The sequence below is a fragment of the Paenibacillus enshidis genome, from assembly GCF_042136365.1.
GTDB lineage: Bacteria > Bacillota > Bacilli > Paenibacillales > Paenibacillaceae > Paenibacillus > Paenibacillus enshidis.
In genome coordinates, this window is the sequence record NZ_JBHHMI010000029.1 from 16,886 (window position 1) to 32,730 (window position 15,845).

The following is a 15,845-nucleotide window of genomic DNA, read 5'->3' on the forward strand; positions in this document are numbered from 1 at the left end:
GATTCCGCCGGCATGTAGTTGGCCATAACCCGGACCTGTTCTGCCCCGGCGATCTGCCACTCGTCAGCAGTGGCTAAGTCTACCTTACACTTTCCGGCGAAATCACAATCCAGCCAAAACATCGCGCAAAACCGCCTGTCCACTCCATCGCGTCCATATGCATCGAAGAGCCGATTTCTAGTCGATCTGCTATGTACGGCGCTTTCGGCGGGTTGTTTGGATCGGTCATGAGCGGACCGTCATAATGATTATGCAGCATACGCCATAATGCCCCGTCAGGATCCTGGCGTAAGCCACATGTCGTCAGAATGGGGACACCGCTGGGACCGGAAACAGTCGCTACCGCGCCCTCTGAAAAAACCGTCGTTTTGAAGTGATAACCATCCGGCATCATTACGCCTTCGGGCCTTTGCGAATCGCGATAGATGCGCTGCAGGAAGAAGTATAATTCCTTGTCCACCTCATCCGGTGTTGTAATCACTGAATGTCCGGAGTTCAGTGTAATGTGTTCGAAACCTCCGGAAAGCTTATTGTCGTCCATCTTCTTCCACCTCTCTATAGGCTATGACTTGCTCAATCCGCAGGTTGTACACCTTACAGATCGTCTCGATTATATCTGAACGGACGGGGAACCCGTCTGAAAAGATTTTTGTAATAGTACCGGGGGCAAATCCGCATTCCAATCGCATATCTGTTCTCTTTTTTTTCTGGCGATCATACCAAATGCGGAACGGTTCAAACGTTAGCATCCCATCACTCATCCCATCACTCCTTTATGTCAAAAATACACGATCGAGAACATATTTACAAGATCGCGTTGATTTAATAATCACGATCGTGTATATTTTAACTAGATCGTGTATATGTAATGGACTGTAGGCTCTACAGGGAGCCGGGTATAGCAGTAGGTCAGGAAATGATGCCGATTCATGCGTTGTGTGGATCAGCCGAGTTATATCGTGGAAAGGTTGTTGTATATGGCAAAATATAATATTACTTATCTTTGCGGCCATCCTGGCCGAGTGGATATTGGTGGGAAAGAAAAGGATCGGCAACGTAAAGCCGATTGGATGGCTGAGCGAAAATGCCAGGAATGCTTGGATAAAGACAAGGAGGCCGAACGCCAAAGCGAGAATGCAGCTGCTGCTGCGCGGGCCATGGAACAGGGTCTACCCGCTTTGACCGGTAGTCTTAAGCAGGTGTCCTTTGGGGAGACGTGCCGCCAAACGCTCTTGGACCGGATCACGGTCACTATTAATAACATGAAAAAGGGGATCGCTGCCGGCAAACTGGACGATAGCAAGCTTGCCATGGTAGTTACTGCTCTTAACGATTTGAATACGGTCTATAATTACATTATTCGCAGCAAAAGCGCTGCCGGATGGTGGATTGATGCCAACAAGGAAGTGAGGGACACGAGCTCCCTGCGTGACTTCGTTCAGCGGATGTGCCTGGAGGCGTCTCGATCTTCATCTACTCCACCGCGGCTGGAACCTGCAAAGCCCTCGGGTCAAATTATCCGTCCGGAATCGCCGGTTACGGAGACAGTGGTTATGATCCGGCGCGTCAGCAAGACCATTGAAGCTCATTTTCCCGAAAAACGAGACGATTTTAAAGAACTCGTCAAGGGAATGGGTTACCGGTGGAATGAGGGTCGGTGGGCGCGTATATTGATTACACTCAATGGATCTCCAGAAGACCGCGCGGCGGAGCTGGCCCACCGGCTGCTTGCAGCGGGGTTCGTCATTTCTTGCGATGAGGAAATCGGTCGTAAGGCTGCCACAGCGGATTACAAGCCAGAGCATACCTCGTGGGTTACCAGTGTTGTTGAGCACCATGAGCAATACCCAGGATGGCTGTACATCCTTTGGGCACCTCGGGATGACTTCTACAAGGCTGCGCGACGGATTAAAGGCAGCAAGTATTTAAGACCTGGTGTAGTCGTACCGCCGCGTCATTTTGCGGAAGTGAAGGACTTCGCCCAAATGTATGATTTTAAGTTCACGGCTTCGGCAGCTCAAGTGATTGATCGTGCCAGGCAAGTGCAGGCTGAAGAGCTTCTGGTCCATGTGCCTGCCATTCAGGATAACGGGGCTGTTCAGGCAGACACCATGCCGCCGACACTTGATGTACCGATGGAGGTCGATGTCGATGAGAGCCTTCGGGACCACGACTGACCTGATGCTCCATCAAGTCAAGGGAGTGGACTGGCTGCTCCCCCTGAAAGTAGGGGGAGCATTTATGGACATGGGAACAGGGAAGAGCCGTTTGGCGATCGAGCTTGCCAAGCGACGTGCGCACAAAATTGATAAGGTGGTGTGGCTTTCGCCGGTATCGCTAAAAGCGACCGTCCGGGGGGAAATTCGCAAGCATACGACATGCACAGATCAAGATATATGTGTCTTTGATGACAAGATACACTCTGGATCTATTCCGGCAGCGCAGTGGTATCTGGTCGGCATCGAGTCGGTCAGCGGCAGCGATCGGGTTGCGCTGGCCTTGCACCAACTCATTACTCCGGATTCGTTTGTTATCCTGGATGAGTCGGCCTATTGTAAGTCTCCTCATGCTAAACGGACGGAGCGGATAACGGAGTATGCTAAGGACTCTCGGTACCGGTTAGCTATGACAGGCACACCGGTTTCCCAGGGCGCAGAAGACCTCTATGCCCAGATGCGATTCTTGTCACCCAAAATCCTGGGGTACAACTCCTTCTATTCCTTTGCGGCCAACCATCTGGAGTATTCGGACCGCTTCCCAGGCCAGGTGGTGCGGGCGCATAATGAGGAGTATCTGGCGGCCAAAATGGCCCCGTATGTCTACCAGGTAACCAAGGCGGAGTGTCTCGATCTGCCTAAAAAGATATACGAGACGCACTACGTCGAGATTACCGAGGAGCAAAAAGAGCAGTATCAGTATTATAAAGACCGGTTCGAGCGGATGCTGGATAGGTACGAGCAGATCCCGTCGTATGCCATCTTTAATTTGCTGCTCTCGCTGCAAAAGGTCGTAAGTGGATACTATAAGCGCCGCTCTGGCCAAATCGTTCATCTTAAAAACAATCGTGTGGACGCGCTGCTGGATGTCATAGAGCGTATTCCGGATGACGAGAAAGTGGTCATTTGGGTGAAATTCCACTACGACATCGAGCAGATCGGGGCGCGGCTGGAAGCGCGCTATGGTGCCGGGTCTGTGGCCTATTATCACGGCGGGCTGAACGAAACGCAAAAGGATGCGTCCGTGAGCAGCTTTTATGGGCCGGCCCGCTTTTTCTTGGGGACTCGCAGCACCGGCGGGCACGGTTTAACACTGGTGAATGCCAGTTATTGTATTGACTACAACAAGCAATACAAATATACCGAGCAGCTTCAGGCAGAGGATCGGCTGCATCGTATTGGACAATCCAACCCGGTCACCATCATTGACCTGTACGCGCCGAACACCATTGATAAGCACATCGAGCAGAGCCTGGCTCGCAAGGGGCACTTTGCGAGGACGCTTCAGACCGAGCTGCGATCGGCCGAGAAAGAAAGGAGGAAGGAGTTGATTCAAGCGCTATGAATAGATTCTGTGCGGTATGCGATGCCCCACTTAGCTCAAAAAACAAGTTATACTGCAGTCTTGCTTGTTACAGCAAAGGCAAGCGGCAGGAACATTTCAAAATTTGCAAAGTCTGTGGTAAGCCGTTTCCTGCCATCAAGTCCAGCAAAAAAGTGACTTGTTCGCGGAGCTGCAACAGTGTGAATAGACGCAACATTGCACTCCAGGGAGTGGCTCGTCTTGCCTCAGATCGGGCAGCCGAATTGAACCCTCATAATCCGATCATGGGCAGATTTGAAACCCATGTGAATGCGAAAGAATGGGTGATCAAATCTCCGGACGGGGAAGTGTTCCGGTGCCGAAACCTGATGAATTGGCTCCGGGAACATGAAGATTTACTCGACGGTACAGTTAAAAATGCCTTTACAGGGCTTTGTGCGATCAAACGCTCCATGAGCGGCGCTAGCAAACGAAATAACCGGGTTTGGAAGGGTTGGACCGTGATCGATTGGGGGGACTGATTTTTGAGTAAAGTGTACCGGGATATCCATGTGTACGACGCGCTGCAGGAGCGCCTGGCTTTTATTTTCGAGGAGTTTGACAATATTTATATGAGTTTTTCCGGCGGCAAAGACAGTGGTCTGTTGCTTAACGCTGTGATGGATTATAAGCACAGGCACGGGATCGACAAGCGGATCGGGCTGTTTCACCAGGATTTCGAGGCCCAGTATCAGCTTACAACCGAGTATGTGCAGCGCACGTTCGATACCTATGCGGCCGATATGGACGCTTACTGGGTCTGTTTGCCGATAGCCTGCAAAACCCCGCTGAGTAACTACGAGATTTACTGGCATCCCTGGGATCCGGACAAGCAGGATATCTGGGTCCGGGAAATGCCCAAGGGCAGTTACGTGATCAACCTGGATAATAATCCATTCGATTTCTACACTCGCAATATGGATCAGGAGGACTTATATCGGCAATTTGGCCGCTGGTACCATCAACAATGCGGAGGCGGCAAAACGATCGGCCTGGTCGGACTGCGGGCCGATGAATCGCTGCACCGCTACAGTGCCATCGTCAACAAGCGTGACGGCTATGACGGCCGCAAATGGATTACAAAGCAGTTTTCCGGTGTATGGAGCGCGTCTCCGATATATGACTGGACGGTCCGTGATATTTGGGCCGGGAACGGCAAACACGGGTATGACTACAACCGGCTATATGACCTGTACTACAAGGCTGGCTTATCGCTGGAGGATATGCGGGTGGCCAGCCCCTTTAACGAGTGGGCTAAGACCAGTCTTAACATTTATCGGGTGATTGAGCCGCAGACCTGGGCCAAGCTGGTGGGCCGTGTCCAAGGAGCGAATTTCACGGCCATCTATGGCGGGACCAAGGCGATGGCGTACCGGGAGATTACGCTGCCGCCAGGGCATACGTGGAAAAGCTATACAGAATTTCTGCTAAGCACGCTTCCTCCGGAGATCCGCGACAACTATCTGGCCAAGTTCAAAACATCTCTGGAGTTTTGGGCAAAGACAGGGGGCGGGTTTGCCGAGGAGGTCATTAAAGAAATTGAGGAATGCGGGTACCGGATCCGGCGCAACGGGGTCTCCAATTACACCAAGGACCAGAAGACGCGCATTGTGTTTGATGGGGAGGCACCGGACCATACGGATGACGTGAAAGGTACGATCGACATCCCAAGCTGGAAGCGCATGTGCATCTGCATCCTTAAAAACGATCATATGTGCCGGCATATGGGATTCGGCCCGAACAAGGAGCAGAAGCAGAAAATCGAGTTGTTGCGTCAAAAATATAAAAACATATGAGAGAGAGGTAGGCGCCATGAATGAGGCCATCGTGCAACAAGCAGCGGAGCTGTTCCAGCAGCTCGACCTGTTACCATTCGAAGAACAAGTAGATACAATCAATCAGATCAAGCGTGACCTGAAGAAACACAGTCCGTTTAAAGAAGAACCTGTGGATTGTGTAGTCTGGGTGCCGGCAAATGATGTGTATGCTAACACCTACAACCCGAATGCTGTGGCCCCGCCCGAGATGAAGCTACTTGAAACAAGTATTGTTGAGAGCGGGTATACACAACCCGTTGTGACCGTGGAGGGTATTCCAGCTCCCGGAAAACATGAGGTCATCGACGGGTTCCACAGACACCTTGTCGGTAACAAGTCCAGCAAGGTTATGAAAAGGACCAAAGGATACCTTCCTCTGGCTGTTGCAGGGGATGAGAATATGCCGCTTGAAGAGCGAATGGCGGCAACCATCCGCCACAATCGTGCGCGGGGCAGTCACGACGTTGATCTTATGAGCGGCATCGTAGCGGAGTTGCACACCCTTGGCCGTAGTGATAGCTGGATTGCTAAGCATTTGGGTATGGATGCGGATGAGGTATTGAGGTTGAAGCAGATTACCGGGCTCGCAGCTATGTTCAAGGATCACGATTTTTCAAAATCATGGGAATAGTAGGTTTGAGTGATTCTATGGACGCCGCTGTAGTCGGAAAAACGATCTGCCGATTTTGTTGTGAGGAATTTGTAGAGGGCTCTGATGATGTGGATCCAGGCAGATTGGGTTTCTGGTGCAGTTGCTGCGAAGGGTTTACATACTTTGATGCGGAAAACGACAATAGGAAGTACACCTTGCTCCTGGAAGAGAAGAGCGGTAGCAATGAAAGCAGCATTGGACTCCCTAAAGTCAAGCTCAATAAACGGCTATCCCCGCTCCGCTACCCCGGTGGTAAAAGTAAGATTGCTGACCTGATCCACAGCTATATCAATCCGGAAAAGACGAATATGCTCAGCAGTCCCTTTTTCGGTGGAGGAAGCGTGGAGCTCGCGCTTTTGCATGCCGGTGTGTTTAAGAAATTGGCCATCAACGATTACGATTTTGGTATCTACTCTTTATTCGAGATCATAAAGACGTTTCCGGATGCCCTGACCCTTGAGATTAAGAGCCGTAAACCGACACATGATGACTTTCTCAAGGCCCGGGATATCGTCAAAAAGAAGTATGCAGCCTGTGATATGTTTGAGGCAGCCTGGAGTATCCTCCTGGTTAACCGGTTGGCCTTTTCCGGAATTTATAAAGCTAACCCGCTTGGAGGCATTAAAGGGACCCACAGCAAGCTGTTGGCACGCTGGAATCCAGAGGATTTATGTAAACGGGTTCGGACGATTCATGCCATGAGTGATAGATATACCGTCCATAATCAAGATGCATTGGAATTCATTGAGGAACAGTATTGGGATGATAAATCCACGCTGTTCATCGATCCGCCTTACGTAGAGCAAGGTAAGAACCTATACCTTCACTACTACGAGGAAGGTGATCATATTGATTTACAGTGGCTACTAGACAGCCTATATAAAGAATTTCCTTGTGCGGATCTTATCGTGACTTACGATGACGTGCCGTTTATTGAGGAGATTTATATCCACCCTGATATTAAAAGAATCAAGCGGAAATTTAGTGCTTAACTTATATTTTAATAAAAAAATAGAATATAAGGAGCATTTAAATGGACAAATTTATAAGATTTGATGAAGTTGGTCATTGGAGAGGAGCAGGTCACCGCAGTAGTTTTCAAGGTGATGGTGAAAGAATGGAGGCTGGGATAAGCTGTTATAAAATATGGCCAGGCCAAGAAGCTGAAGCGATAGAAAACCTTTGTGACCACTGGATGGAAAATAACAGTCGAAGAACTCCTGGTGATTATGAAGGGCTTCAGGTAACTATATTTAAAGGCGAAAAACTTCCGGGCATGGGTGCCGACTGGGAAGATGTGGCTGAATGCACATCTACGGTAGCGGAGCTCAATGCAGTTGAGTTCATGACCACATTCTTGGGAACTCAGGAGAGGCTAGAAGACGGGGGAATTAGTATAGAAGAGTACAAGAAGATTATCACCAATCTAATAAAGTTGCCCTTGCCGGGACATCGGTAAAGATTTGAAAAACGACTTCTTTGATCAACCCTATATGGCTTCCACAGGCGTGGGATGGGCCACACCGGCATACGTCAGTCAGGTACCGGGGGCTGAGCAGAAAAGTGAAAGGTTCAGTTCGTAAGGAAGCCTAAAAAATGGTATAATGATAGAGACAAAGTATCCGGTGGGGGGAGACGCGGCGAAGCTAGCCCGAGAGGGGGTGACGCCGTGTCAGTTCTTGAAGTAGTACAGATTTCCCTGGATATCAGCGATAAGCTGGTAAGCATTTCAGTAGGTGTATTGACCTTGTGGGATGCCTGGAAAGCTGTGCGAGACAAGAAAAACCACCGGGAATAGGTTGGGACCCTGATCCGGTGGTTTTTCGCGTTTGTCTGATCTCGCCGTGGTCACCCACTGGCACTTTGTCTGAAGTAGCTGCGATGTTAGCGCATCGCGGCTATTTTTATTTTACCCAAAAGGTGTATCTCTGATGACTATTATAGCATAAATCCCGAAGATATTCATCATGAAGTCCCTCGACGCCAGACGAAAGAGCCAACAGCACCGACGGACTTTTAAATGGTTGACTCCACCCCATGACATTATATGCTTGTCGCATTGCCCAACTGAGGATTCGCGCAAATGGAGCATTAAATTTAACGGCCACAACACCCCCTTGTATCTGCTGGCAATCTTACGGCATTGCATGAACTGGATACCTCGCGGCGTCCCTCGGCGCTGTGAACTGAAGACGGACAGATCCCGGTCTCGATCTAACCATACGGGCATCAGGGAGAACTCTACCCAGGCGGCTATCGTGTTCTGTACGCAGCTGGGGATCTCGTCCGAGTCGGAAGGGGGTATGTCGTCCGAATCAGCCAGCAGTGGCAGCCAAGATGCTCAGATGTCCAGAGACGTTATGGAGGACATGGCCCAGCGGGCAGGAGTAAACGACTGTCTTGAACACACGGCCGCTTCGTGTCGAGGAGGAAACACATGTGTGATCGGGGCTCGGTTGAGGTGTAGGGCAGATCTGATCGGAGGTTGATGCAGACCCTGGCCAATCCGGATGGGTCTTGTAGATAGCTTAGTGGACGCGAGGCATTCCAGCATCAGAGATGACGGCCACTGCCGAAACTGTGACTGGCAGGCATGCTGGTGATGACACCCTTGTGATCAAATGCACATCCGGAATGTCGCCGCTGGCGACTACTCTGCAGCATCCGCGCACACCGGGAGATTCGGCTTAGTGTACCCGTCTGCTGCTTCAGTGAGGACCGTGATGGCACATCTGCTATCCTGATGGCTGCTGATTCCGCTGCAACCCGCAGTAGAGTGCGCTCGCGTGTGCTATTTTTGTGATAAGATAAAACAGAATCATAGAATAGATAGGGAGTGCATTTGGTAATGACTGAAGATCTGGAATTACGTTCTTGTGAAATACCGGCAGTGAGTTTGAAAACACGCGAGTTCATAATTATTGACTCAAAAAACGTTCTCTATTTAGAGAATCGGGACGGAGTACCGGTCGTCCATACGGCTGATGGAGAATATCATCCGGTCTTAACCCTAAACAACATCAACTTTTAATTGGCAGCCGACAGTCCGGAGACATCGATAAAGCTCAAAGGGGAATGCTGGCCGCCGAGGAGCCGGACTGTCACCATCATAGTAGCTGGCGTTTTATGATCGCCCTTACATTAATTGCATTATTCGAACGTTGTGGCGCCGATCAGTGGAGGATCGGCTTTTAAATATGTGAAAATGCCCCACCAACTATATGATTTGCGCTGATTGAGACTGTTGCGTAGGTTTGCCCGGAGTATGGGAACGTGAGAGCAGCTGCTGGAGGGAGGTCATCAGGCAGGTTGTTACCATAGAGATGAAAGATTCGGTGGTCGGGAGATTGAAGATGAGAAATAGTATAGGCATTGTTAGGCTGGTTGATGATATTGGCCGGATCGTCGTACCTTCCGAGTTTCGCCAATCTATAGGAATAGGCAGAGGGGATTCGGTTGAGTTTTTTGTAGATGAACAATCTCAGAGGATCATGATACGTCTTTACCGGGCACAAGAGTGTCTTTTTTGCCAGTCGATGATGAAGCTTTTTTACTATAAGGGTCTCTTCGTTTGTTCTGACTGTTTGGTTGAGCTGCCAGTGGAAGATGCACGCCAGACCGTTAGTCATATGGTGAGCCGGGAAATTGCGGTGACGTTTGAAGATTACACAGAAGTTGAGGTAGCCAAGGAACCACGGCCCCGGCTGAAGCGAAGCGAATCCATCCGTTTGCTAATCGAAGTGATGGCTGCCTTTCCGACAGAAACGCAATCTATGTGGGCAAAGAGGCTTGGAATTACACAGGGAAGGGTAAGTCAGTTACTTTACTTCATGAGAGAAGGCAAACAACCAAGAAATCGCTCCTGATATACACTGGACCGACCGGCACATAAGCAGCCGGTCGCAGCCGAACGCCAGCAGCTGAAGATCAGGATCTGACTGCGGATTGGCAGCAAGTAATAACATGGAGACGGATCAAGACAAGAGCCACCGAACGTGGGTGGCTCTCATGATTTTCATATAATTATTCTTTCGAGAACCGGAAGCCGCATCAGCCCCTTGTCGGTCCAATGACGGAACCTGACACCAATCCGGATGATTGGCTCCACGTAAGCATAATCTCGCGTCTCCCGTACCGTAAGCTTCTTCAAAAGGGGAAAAATGCTCTTTCCGGCCTGACCGGTGATGCCGTGTGTTAGTGTGCCGGCATGAATAATTTTATCTCCGCGCTGCACTCCAATGAGCCAGGCGGCACTTTTCTTCGAGTAACCCGGGAGATGCTTCAGGTTCTTGCCCTTATACACTAAGATATCAAAAGCGACAAAGGTTAGCCCTGGCGTAGCGGCAATAAAGCGTTTGGATAAGAAGCGGCTCATGGTCGCTGCGAAATCCGGAGCACCGGTTTCGGTATTACCGATAAATAATTCACCATCTAAAACCGTGTTTTTCGGAGCAGCTTCAGTAGCAGCTGCTGTGATTTCCTGAAACCGTGAAGTGATTTCATTTCGGTGCCTTGTATATAATCGGGTGGAGACATCAACATCCAGGATGCCGCGGATCCCATCCATTTTTAGCTCAGCGATATGCTGGTCGGACTCAAAAGGGGTACTGCAGTCTACAAGTCGCATCGGGTCAATATACATTCTAATCCCCCCACTGTACCATATCACATCAGATTTTAAAGGTGTACTGGTAACTGGTGGTCCTCGTGGTTAGAAAAACATATATTGAAGTTGCAGGAAAATGTGTGATGGCGGATGACCCAAAGAAATGCGGTTTAGGCAACATATCATTGAGTAAAGCGGGGCTTTGGGGTATAATATAAGCAGGAAATTTTAAAAATCTTCCGAACAAACGGAGGTTTTATCATGAAAAACACAAAACGAGCTGAAGAAGTTATCCGTAATTTCGAAAAAGCTAAACCAAGCATCTGGGAAAAAGCTCGCAAAGAAACAGAAGAAGCTTTGAAAAAAGAACGGGAATTATTCGGGCAGGAGAGAAGGGTTTAATCTGTATCATAATCGGGGAGATGTTTATTGAGTCCTTTTCCCTTACGAAGAAGTTGAAGACTCTAAAATTCGTCCGGGGATAGTATTGGATATTTCTCTGGACGGTATTGAAGTTTTGACCGTTAAGGTAAGTCGATCCCAACATGAACGAGAAACCATAGTAGCCATCAAAGAATGGTTAAAAGCCGGATTGCGTGAACCATCTTTTGCAATTGTCTCTAAAATCAGAGTTCTTAACAAAGAACAGCGATTCGGTGATTACATAGGCAAGCTGGATGATAACGATTTGTTAGACGTTCTCGAGGCAGCTTATTTAAACGGACACCTTTAATAAATAGGCCACCATGTAACTGGTGGCCTATTTATGTTCGGATGAAGAAAAAGTATAAATAATTGATACTACAGTCTAACCTGCTTAATGCTACTAAAAGCAATCTTTTCCGTATACTCATCCTGGTTTAGAACCAGGATACCCGTTAAAGGGTCACAGTGTTTAATTATGCCAGTAGCACTCATCAGACGTTTGTTTTGAAAATAAACCACCTCGATAATTCTTTGCTCTGCCATACTGAACATGACAAGCTCATTGATTTCCTGCAGCTGATCTTCTTCCAATATTGGCATGCTGATGTCATTTTGGGATTGTACCCACCGTTGGATGCGCTCCTTATGCTCCGGAAGCATGAGAGCGGTCCATTTTTTATGCCCGCGGTCATTCATTGGTAGTGCCCCCCAATCTTCTGAGTACGATTGAGGAACGTGCCGGCATCCGTTAAGGAGCATGCCCGGAAGACAGCTGCTCCTCCAAACCGAGCTTGTATAGAGTCAATAGCTGAACCGAGCTGCCGAAGCTTTTCATCTGCAGGTCCGGAAAACAGATCGAGCTGAATGGCGTCATCATTGACCAGGTTGGAGACCCCAACATGAATTGTCCTGATCTTTCCCATAATGTTTGCCTGGCCAACGAGGGCCATACAGGCGTCATATAGTCGCTTGGAGATGTTGGTTGCCTCCGGAAGTGTTCGCGAGCGACTGAAGCCACGCAGGCCCTCATGTTTGCTATATCCAAGGGATAACGACACTGTGCGGCCGGCCGCGTGGATCTCGCGCATGCGGGAGGCTATATGGTCGGTTAGTTCATAAATCACCGTGGGTATTTCATGTGCGGAATAATCACGCATCAGAGTAATGCCGTTGCTAAACCCCTTCCGGATCTCTTCAGCCGGGTCAACAAAAACAGGGGAAAGGTCTACTCCCCAGGCGTGATAATAGATCTGCTCACCCATGACTCCGAATTTCATTTTTAGTCTTGGCAAGGAGTAATTGGCCAAATCACCAAGAACATAAATCCCCAGCATGTTCAAATTGCGTTTCATGCGATAACCGATCCCCCATATATCCTCAACCGGTAGTGGCCAGAGCATCCGGGCGACATCTTCGTATCTGCATTCAGCTATGCCTGACTTTTTGGCATAGTTGTCCAAAACGAGTTTGGCCAATAGTTTATTTGGACCAATCCCGATCGCACTCGGTAATCCCAGTTGAATTCGGATACGTTCCTGGATTTTTAAAGCTACCTGATGAGCATTGCCATACAGTTTTTCCAGGCCATCTGTGACAATCCAAGCTTCATCGACCGAATACGTATGGATGGCTTCCACAGGAGCAAACTCGTTGAGCAGCTGAGTGATAGCCATCGATGTGTCCAGATAGAGTCCCATACGGGCATTGATGATATGAATTCGTGGATCCGGAGGGATCTCATATAGCCGGTTCCCGGTACGGATGCCGAATTCTTTTTTTAAGGCTGGTGAGGCCGCGAGAACGACGCTGCCTGGTCGATCCTTTGCCCCCACGACCGCGATCAGCGCTGTGAGTGGGTCCAATTTACGATTAACAGCCTCTACCGAAGCATAGAAACTCTTCATATCGATGCACAAAACTTGATGCCGGGGAAGCCTCGAATAGTCCACCATGCTACCAACCTCCAAAAATAGAACATATGTTCTTGTTAATATACCACGTAGATGCGGTATTTATTCAAGAGGATATTATTGTATTTTGTAGGCTGCTGTGTGGACGATCATCCTGCAGTCCGTCAGCACTCCGTCTCCCGCAGTAGTTTTGGGCAGTCCTTGCCAGGTTGCAAGTGATGTTCTGTCAAGGGAATTTCAGCGATGTATAGGGCGTGAAGCTTCAGTAGAGTGCGCTGATACAGAAAAGGGATGACATCGACCTGACCGAACCTTTAAACGCAGCAGCCCATCGGAAAGTACCTAGGTGACAAAACTGTTAATGTTCTTGCGTAGGCCCGCCGTCATTAGGACTGCCACGCTCATGCGTAGGCTCCCGACCATGAACTGTCGCTGATCGGGGCAGAACGTTTCGGTAAGCTCCTCTTTCCAAAGCGTATACATGCCGAAATCGCTCTTTTTGGCAAACAAGTCGCATGCTGACTCGGACGATACCTTGTTTTCCAAAATACCGATTCTCAGCCGACTATCTGCTTTTAACTCCAAATTACTTCGCAACGGACACTCTACAAAAATGATTCCATTGCGCTCTGGGTCTCCGGCTATGACAAGCGGTTTGTCCCTCAATTCTGGCTGTTCAGCCTCTTCCACTGATCGTAAAAACTTTGAATATCGGCCAGAAAAGCAACCCGGCTGTATATGTCACCCATTCTGGCCTCCGAGATAGCGGCTCATTCTTTGTGCAACCTCGGCGCGGAGGAAACTGTGCAGCAAAGGGAACTCGGATTGATACCCTCTGCACAAATACTTACATCTGGCCCCGTTCTGGTCACACTTCTCATCAAAGACACGAATACCCCGCCGGCGAAACTCAGATTTAATACCCGCAAGGTCTTTTACGATCCGATCCATCGCTTGTTGAATGTTCTGGTTATAGGGTTCAGGTGTCTTGACGGCAGCAGAAATGATCTTTTGATCTCGCACGAAAACAGACAGGATTATGGGGAGGATCAAAAATTCTTTGATTAGTTGCAACTCTTCCGGTGTTGGCAAAATGCCGCCCGGCTTCTCCATGCACCGTCCCCCTTTTCTTGTGATGAGGGGGCTTTGGTGAATCCCCATGGTAATTAATCTCATCAAACAGAACGCTAGTTCTTATATTATAGTACGAAGATTGCTATTTTATTCAAGGGCTTATATTTCCCAATTTTGTAAGGGACCAAAGGCTAAAAAATCATAATTAAGAGGTTAGATATAGAATTTTTGACTCGAATCAAAGTATTAAAAAAAGGATAAATCGACTTTAACGAGAAGGAATTCTTCTGATTTATCTCTAAACACACAAATGCGCATTACACAACGTAACTGGCACTTCTTTTTAGGGATATTGTGTTATTATGAGAAGATGATCTTAGAAGAAGAGGTGGGTTTATCGTGCATTATCAATTTACCTTTTAATCGGCTCGTTGATTGGTTTCGGAATCATTGTTTACCTATATTGGTGTAATTAAATATGTTTATATGGCCGGTGTCTTGGTGGGAGCCAGAGGTTTTGACTATGAATATACGTCTAGTCAAACGGTTATCGAAACCGTCGTAGGCCAAGGGAATAAAGTTGCTACCTTAGTATTTAAGGTGCTTGATGGTGAGCTAGACAAAATTATTTTTGACCAGGATCTAGACCAGTGGACGTTTAAAGACGATGGAGAAGTTACCTACAAAAAGAACGAAGATGAAAAATGATTTAGTTAGCGGTAGATTTCAAGTCTACCGCTAATATCTAAGGAATTGAGGGTGTAGAATAGTGAAGAATTTTATCATCGGGAATGGATTTGATATGAAGCATGGGTTACCGACTTCTTATTGGGATTTTAGAAGCTACCTAGAATATTTGTATCCGCAGTTTTTATATTCATTTGAGGAGCATTATTCAATCTATCCGAGGACCGGCGAGCAGGCAAAACGGGAGTTGCTATGGAATCAGTTAGAAACAAATCTAGCTAATATAGATGACGTTTCCATAATCGAAAATGCTCTCCACATGGATTTAGGTTTGGAAAGTGGTGATATCGGCATCTATGATACATTGCATACATACTTCAGAGACGAATATAAGTACATTAACGAGCTCGCTAGGTATCTAAAGCAATGGGTAAGAACCATCAAAATCAAAGGTGTGCCGCCTAAAACAACTTTCATTAATAAATCCGATGACGCCATATATATAACCTTTAACTATACGGCCGTACTCGAAACAGTTTACGGGATTAATCCGGGAAAAATAACACATATCCATGGATCTTTACGAGATGCTGACGGTCTTCCTGTGCTGGGACATGGCAATCAACCAAAGATTGATGATATCCATGAGATGCGCCAGGAAGCTGAGCGCGATTTCGATGAAAAGGGAATGAGCATTTACCGAGTCTTAGGGGATTACTACAATCGGACTTTCAAAGATATCAATCTATATAAGCCTAAGCTTCAGCGTTTGAAGGGTAAACCAATTGATGAAATTATAGTCATCGGACACTCTGTCGCCGGTGTGGACCTTCCCTATTTTGAGCATATCGATACATTAACCATGCATAAGGCCAAATGGAAAGTACACTATTTCAGAGACTGGGAAAAGCAACTCATGAATGACAGCTTGATTGAGTGCGGAATACAACCTGAACGCATTGAAATAAGACATGCTGATGATTTTTATAATTTGTAGGAGTAATCATGCACGATATAAAGGTCAGACCAACCATTCAATTCATCATGTAACCCCAAAATGGCAAGTGGTAGATTTATACTGGTGATTCTTTATG

At 47.9% G+C, this 15,845-nt stretch carries 18 protein-coding genes and 1 pseudogene; 13 read left to right on the forward strand and 6 right to left on the reverse strand.

The genetic code is table 11. The features are described 5' to 3' along the window. Positions 1-79: 79 nt before the first annotated feature. Entirely contained in the window at positions 80-541 is a 462-nt protein-coding gene (locus tag ACE41H_RS21385) for a hypothetical protein (RefSeq protein WP_375357590.1), read from the reverse strand. Continuing rightward, a complete protein-coding gene (locus tag ACE41H_RS21390; protein WP_375357591.1) occupies positions 528-761 on the reverse strand; it encodes a helix-turn-helix domain-containing protein in 234 nt (77 codons plus the stop codon). The genes ACE41H_RS21385 and ACE41H_RS21390 overlap by 14 nt, the downstream gene beginning before the upstream one ends. Positions 762-977: 216 nt before the next feature. Here ACE41H_RS21390 and ACE41H_RS21395 point away from each other — a divergent pair, with 216 nt between their 5' ends. The 9 genes from ACE41H_RS21395 (at position 978) to ACE41H_RS21435 (ending at position 9,914) form a co-directional block, all read left to right on the forward strand. Further along, positions 978-2,177, forward strand: a complete 1,200-nt coding sequence (locus ACE41H_RS21395; RefSeq protein ID WP_375357592.1) for a hypothetical protein — start codon at positions 978-980, stop codon at positions 2,175-2,177. Next, a complete protein-coding gene (locus ACE41H_RS21400) occupies positions 2,152-3,561 on the forward strand; it encodes a DEAD/DEAH box helicase (protein WP_375357593.1) in 1,410 nt (469 codons plus the stop codon). Before ACE41H_RS21395 ends, ACE41H_RS21400 begins: the two co-directional genes overlap by 26 nt. 179 nt (positions 3,562-3,740) lie before the next feature. Then, positions 3,741-4,061 carry a nucleoside triphosphate pyrophosphohydrolase family protein gene (locus ACE41H_RS21405; protein ID WP_375357594.1) on the forward strand — a complete coding sequence of 107 codons (321 nt, stop codon included), beginning with the start codon at positions 3,741-3,743 and terminating at the stop codon, positions 4,059-4,061. A gap of 12 nt (positions 4,062-4,073) precedes the next feature. Then, a complete protein-coding gene (locus tag ACE41H_RS21410) occupies positions 4,074-5,375 on the forward strand; it encodes a DUF3440 domain-containing protein (RefSeq protein ID WP_375357628.1) in 1,302 nt (433 codons plus the stop codon). Between the two features lie 16 nt (positions 5,376-5,391). Further along, positions 5,392-6,027 carry an IbrB-like domain-containing protein gene (locus ACE41H_RS21415; RefSeq protein WP_375357595.1) on the forward strand — a complete coding sequence of 212 codons (636 nt, stop codon included), beginning with the start codon at positions 5,392-5,394 and terminating at the stop codon, positions 6,025-6,027. A gap of 5 nt (positions 6,028-6,032) precedes the next feature. Then, positions 6,033-7,040, forward strand: a complete 1,008-nt coding sequence (locus ACE41H_RS21420; RefSeq protein WP_375357596.1) for a DNA adenine methylase — start codon at positions 6,033-6,035, stop codon at positions 7,038-7,040. Between the two features lie 41 nt (positions 7,041-7,081). Continuing rightward, positions 7,082-7,507 carry a hypothetical protein gene (locus tag ACE41H_RS21425; protein ID WP_375357597.1) on the forward strand — a complete coding sequence of 142 codons (426 nt, stop codon included), beginning with the start codon at positions 7,082-7,084 and terminating at the stop codon, positions 7,505-7,507. Between the two features lie 210 nt (positions 7,508-7,717). Further along, on the forward strand, positions 7,718-7,846 hold the full coding sequence (locus tag ACE41H_RS21430; RefSeq protein ID WP_375357598.1) for a hypothetical protein: 129 nt from the start codon (positions 7,718-7,720) through the stop codon (positions 7,844-7,846). A gap of 1,555 nt (positions 7,847-9,401) precedes the next feature. Further along, positions 9,402-9,914 carry an AbrB/MazE/SpoVT family DNA-binding domain-containing protein gene (locus tag ACE41H_RS21435; protein WP_375357599.1) on the forward strand — a complete coding sequence of 171 codons (513 nt, stop codon included), beginning with the start codon at positions 9,402-9,404 and terminating at the stop codon, positions 9,912-9,914. A 149-nt stretch (positions 9,915-10,063) separates the two neighbouring features. Here the strand turns inward: ACE41H_RS21435 and ACE41H_RS21440 are convergent, their stop codons facing one another. Then, positions 10,064-10,690: an ATP-dependent DNA ligase gene (locus ACE41H_RS21440; RefSeq protein WP_375357600.1), complete on the reverse strand. Its 627-nt coding sequence runs from the start codon at positions 10,688-10,690 to the stop codon at positions 10,064-10,066. 225 nt (positions 10,691-10,915) lie between these two features. Between ACE41H_RS21440 and ACE41H_RS21445 the strand changes: the two genes are divergently transcribed. Together ACE41H_RS21445 and ACE41H_RS21450 are read left to right on the forward strand one after the other, a co-directional pair. Continuing rightward, entirely contained in the window at positions 10,916-11,056 is a 141-nt protein-coding gene (locus ACE41H_RS21445) for a hypothetical protein (protein WP_375357601.1), read from the forward strand. A 58-nt stretch (positions 11,057-11,114) separates the two neighbouring features. Further along, a pseudogene (locus ACE41H_RS21450) lies at positions 11,115-11,387 on the forward strand (type II toxin-antitoxin system PemK/MazF family toxin); the annotation flags it as partial. 68 nt (positions 11,388-11,455) lie between these two features. On the opposite strand, the gene ACE41H_RS21455 reads toward ACE41H_RS21450, so the two are convergent. From ACE41H_RS21455 to ACE41H_RS21465, 3 genes are all read right to left on the reverse strand, one after another. Continuing rightward, positions 11,456-11,776 carry a YolD-like family protein gene (locus tag ACE41H_RS21455; protein WP_375357602.1) on the reverse strand — a complete coding sequence of 107 codons (321 nt, stop codon included), beginning with the start codon at positions 11,774-11,776 and terminating at the stop codon, positions 11,456-11,458. Further along, positions 11,773-13,032: a Y-family DNA polymerase gene (locus ACE41H_RS21460; RefSeq protein WP_375357603.1), complete on the reverse strand. Its 1,260-nt coding sequence runs from the start codon at positions 13,030-13,032 to the stop codon at positions 11,773-11,775. The genes ACE41H_RS21455 and ACE41H_RS21460 overlap by 4 nt, the downstream gene beginning before the upstream one ends. 699 nt (positions 13,033-13,731) lie before the next feature. Beyond that, positions 13,732-14,103, reverse strand: a complete 372-nt coding sequence (locus ACE41H_RS21465; RefSeq protein WP_375357604.1) for a YhjD family protein — start codon at positions 14,101-14,103, stop codon at positions 13,732-13,734. Positions 14,104-14,514: 411 nt separating this feature from the next. On the opposite strand from ACE41H_RS21465, the gene ACE41H_RS21470 reads away from it, so the two are divergent. Beyond that, complete coding sequence (locus ACE41H_RS21470; protein WP_375357605.1) at positions 14,515-14,772, forward strand: hypothetical protein; 258 nt, start codon at positions 14,515-14,517, stop codon at positions 14,770-14,772. 61 nt (positions 14,773-14,833) lie between these two features. Continuing rightward, a complete protein-coding gene (locus ACE41H_RS21475) occupies positions 14,834-15,748 on the forward strand; it encodes a bacteriophage abortive infection AbiH family protein (protein WP_375357606.1) in 915 nt (304 codons plus the stop codon). The last annotated feature ends 97 nt before the right edge of the window (positions 15,749-15,845 follow it).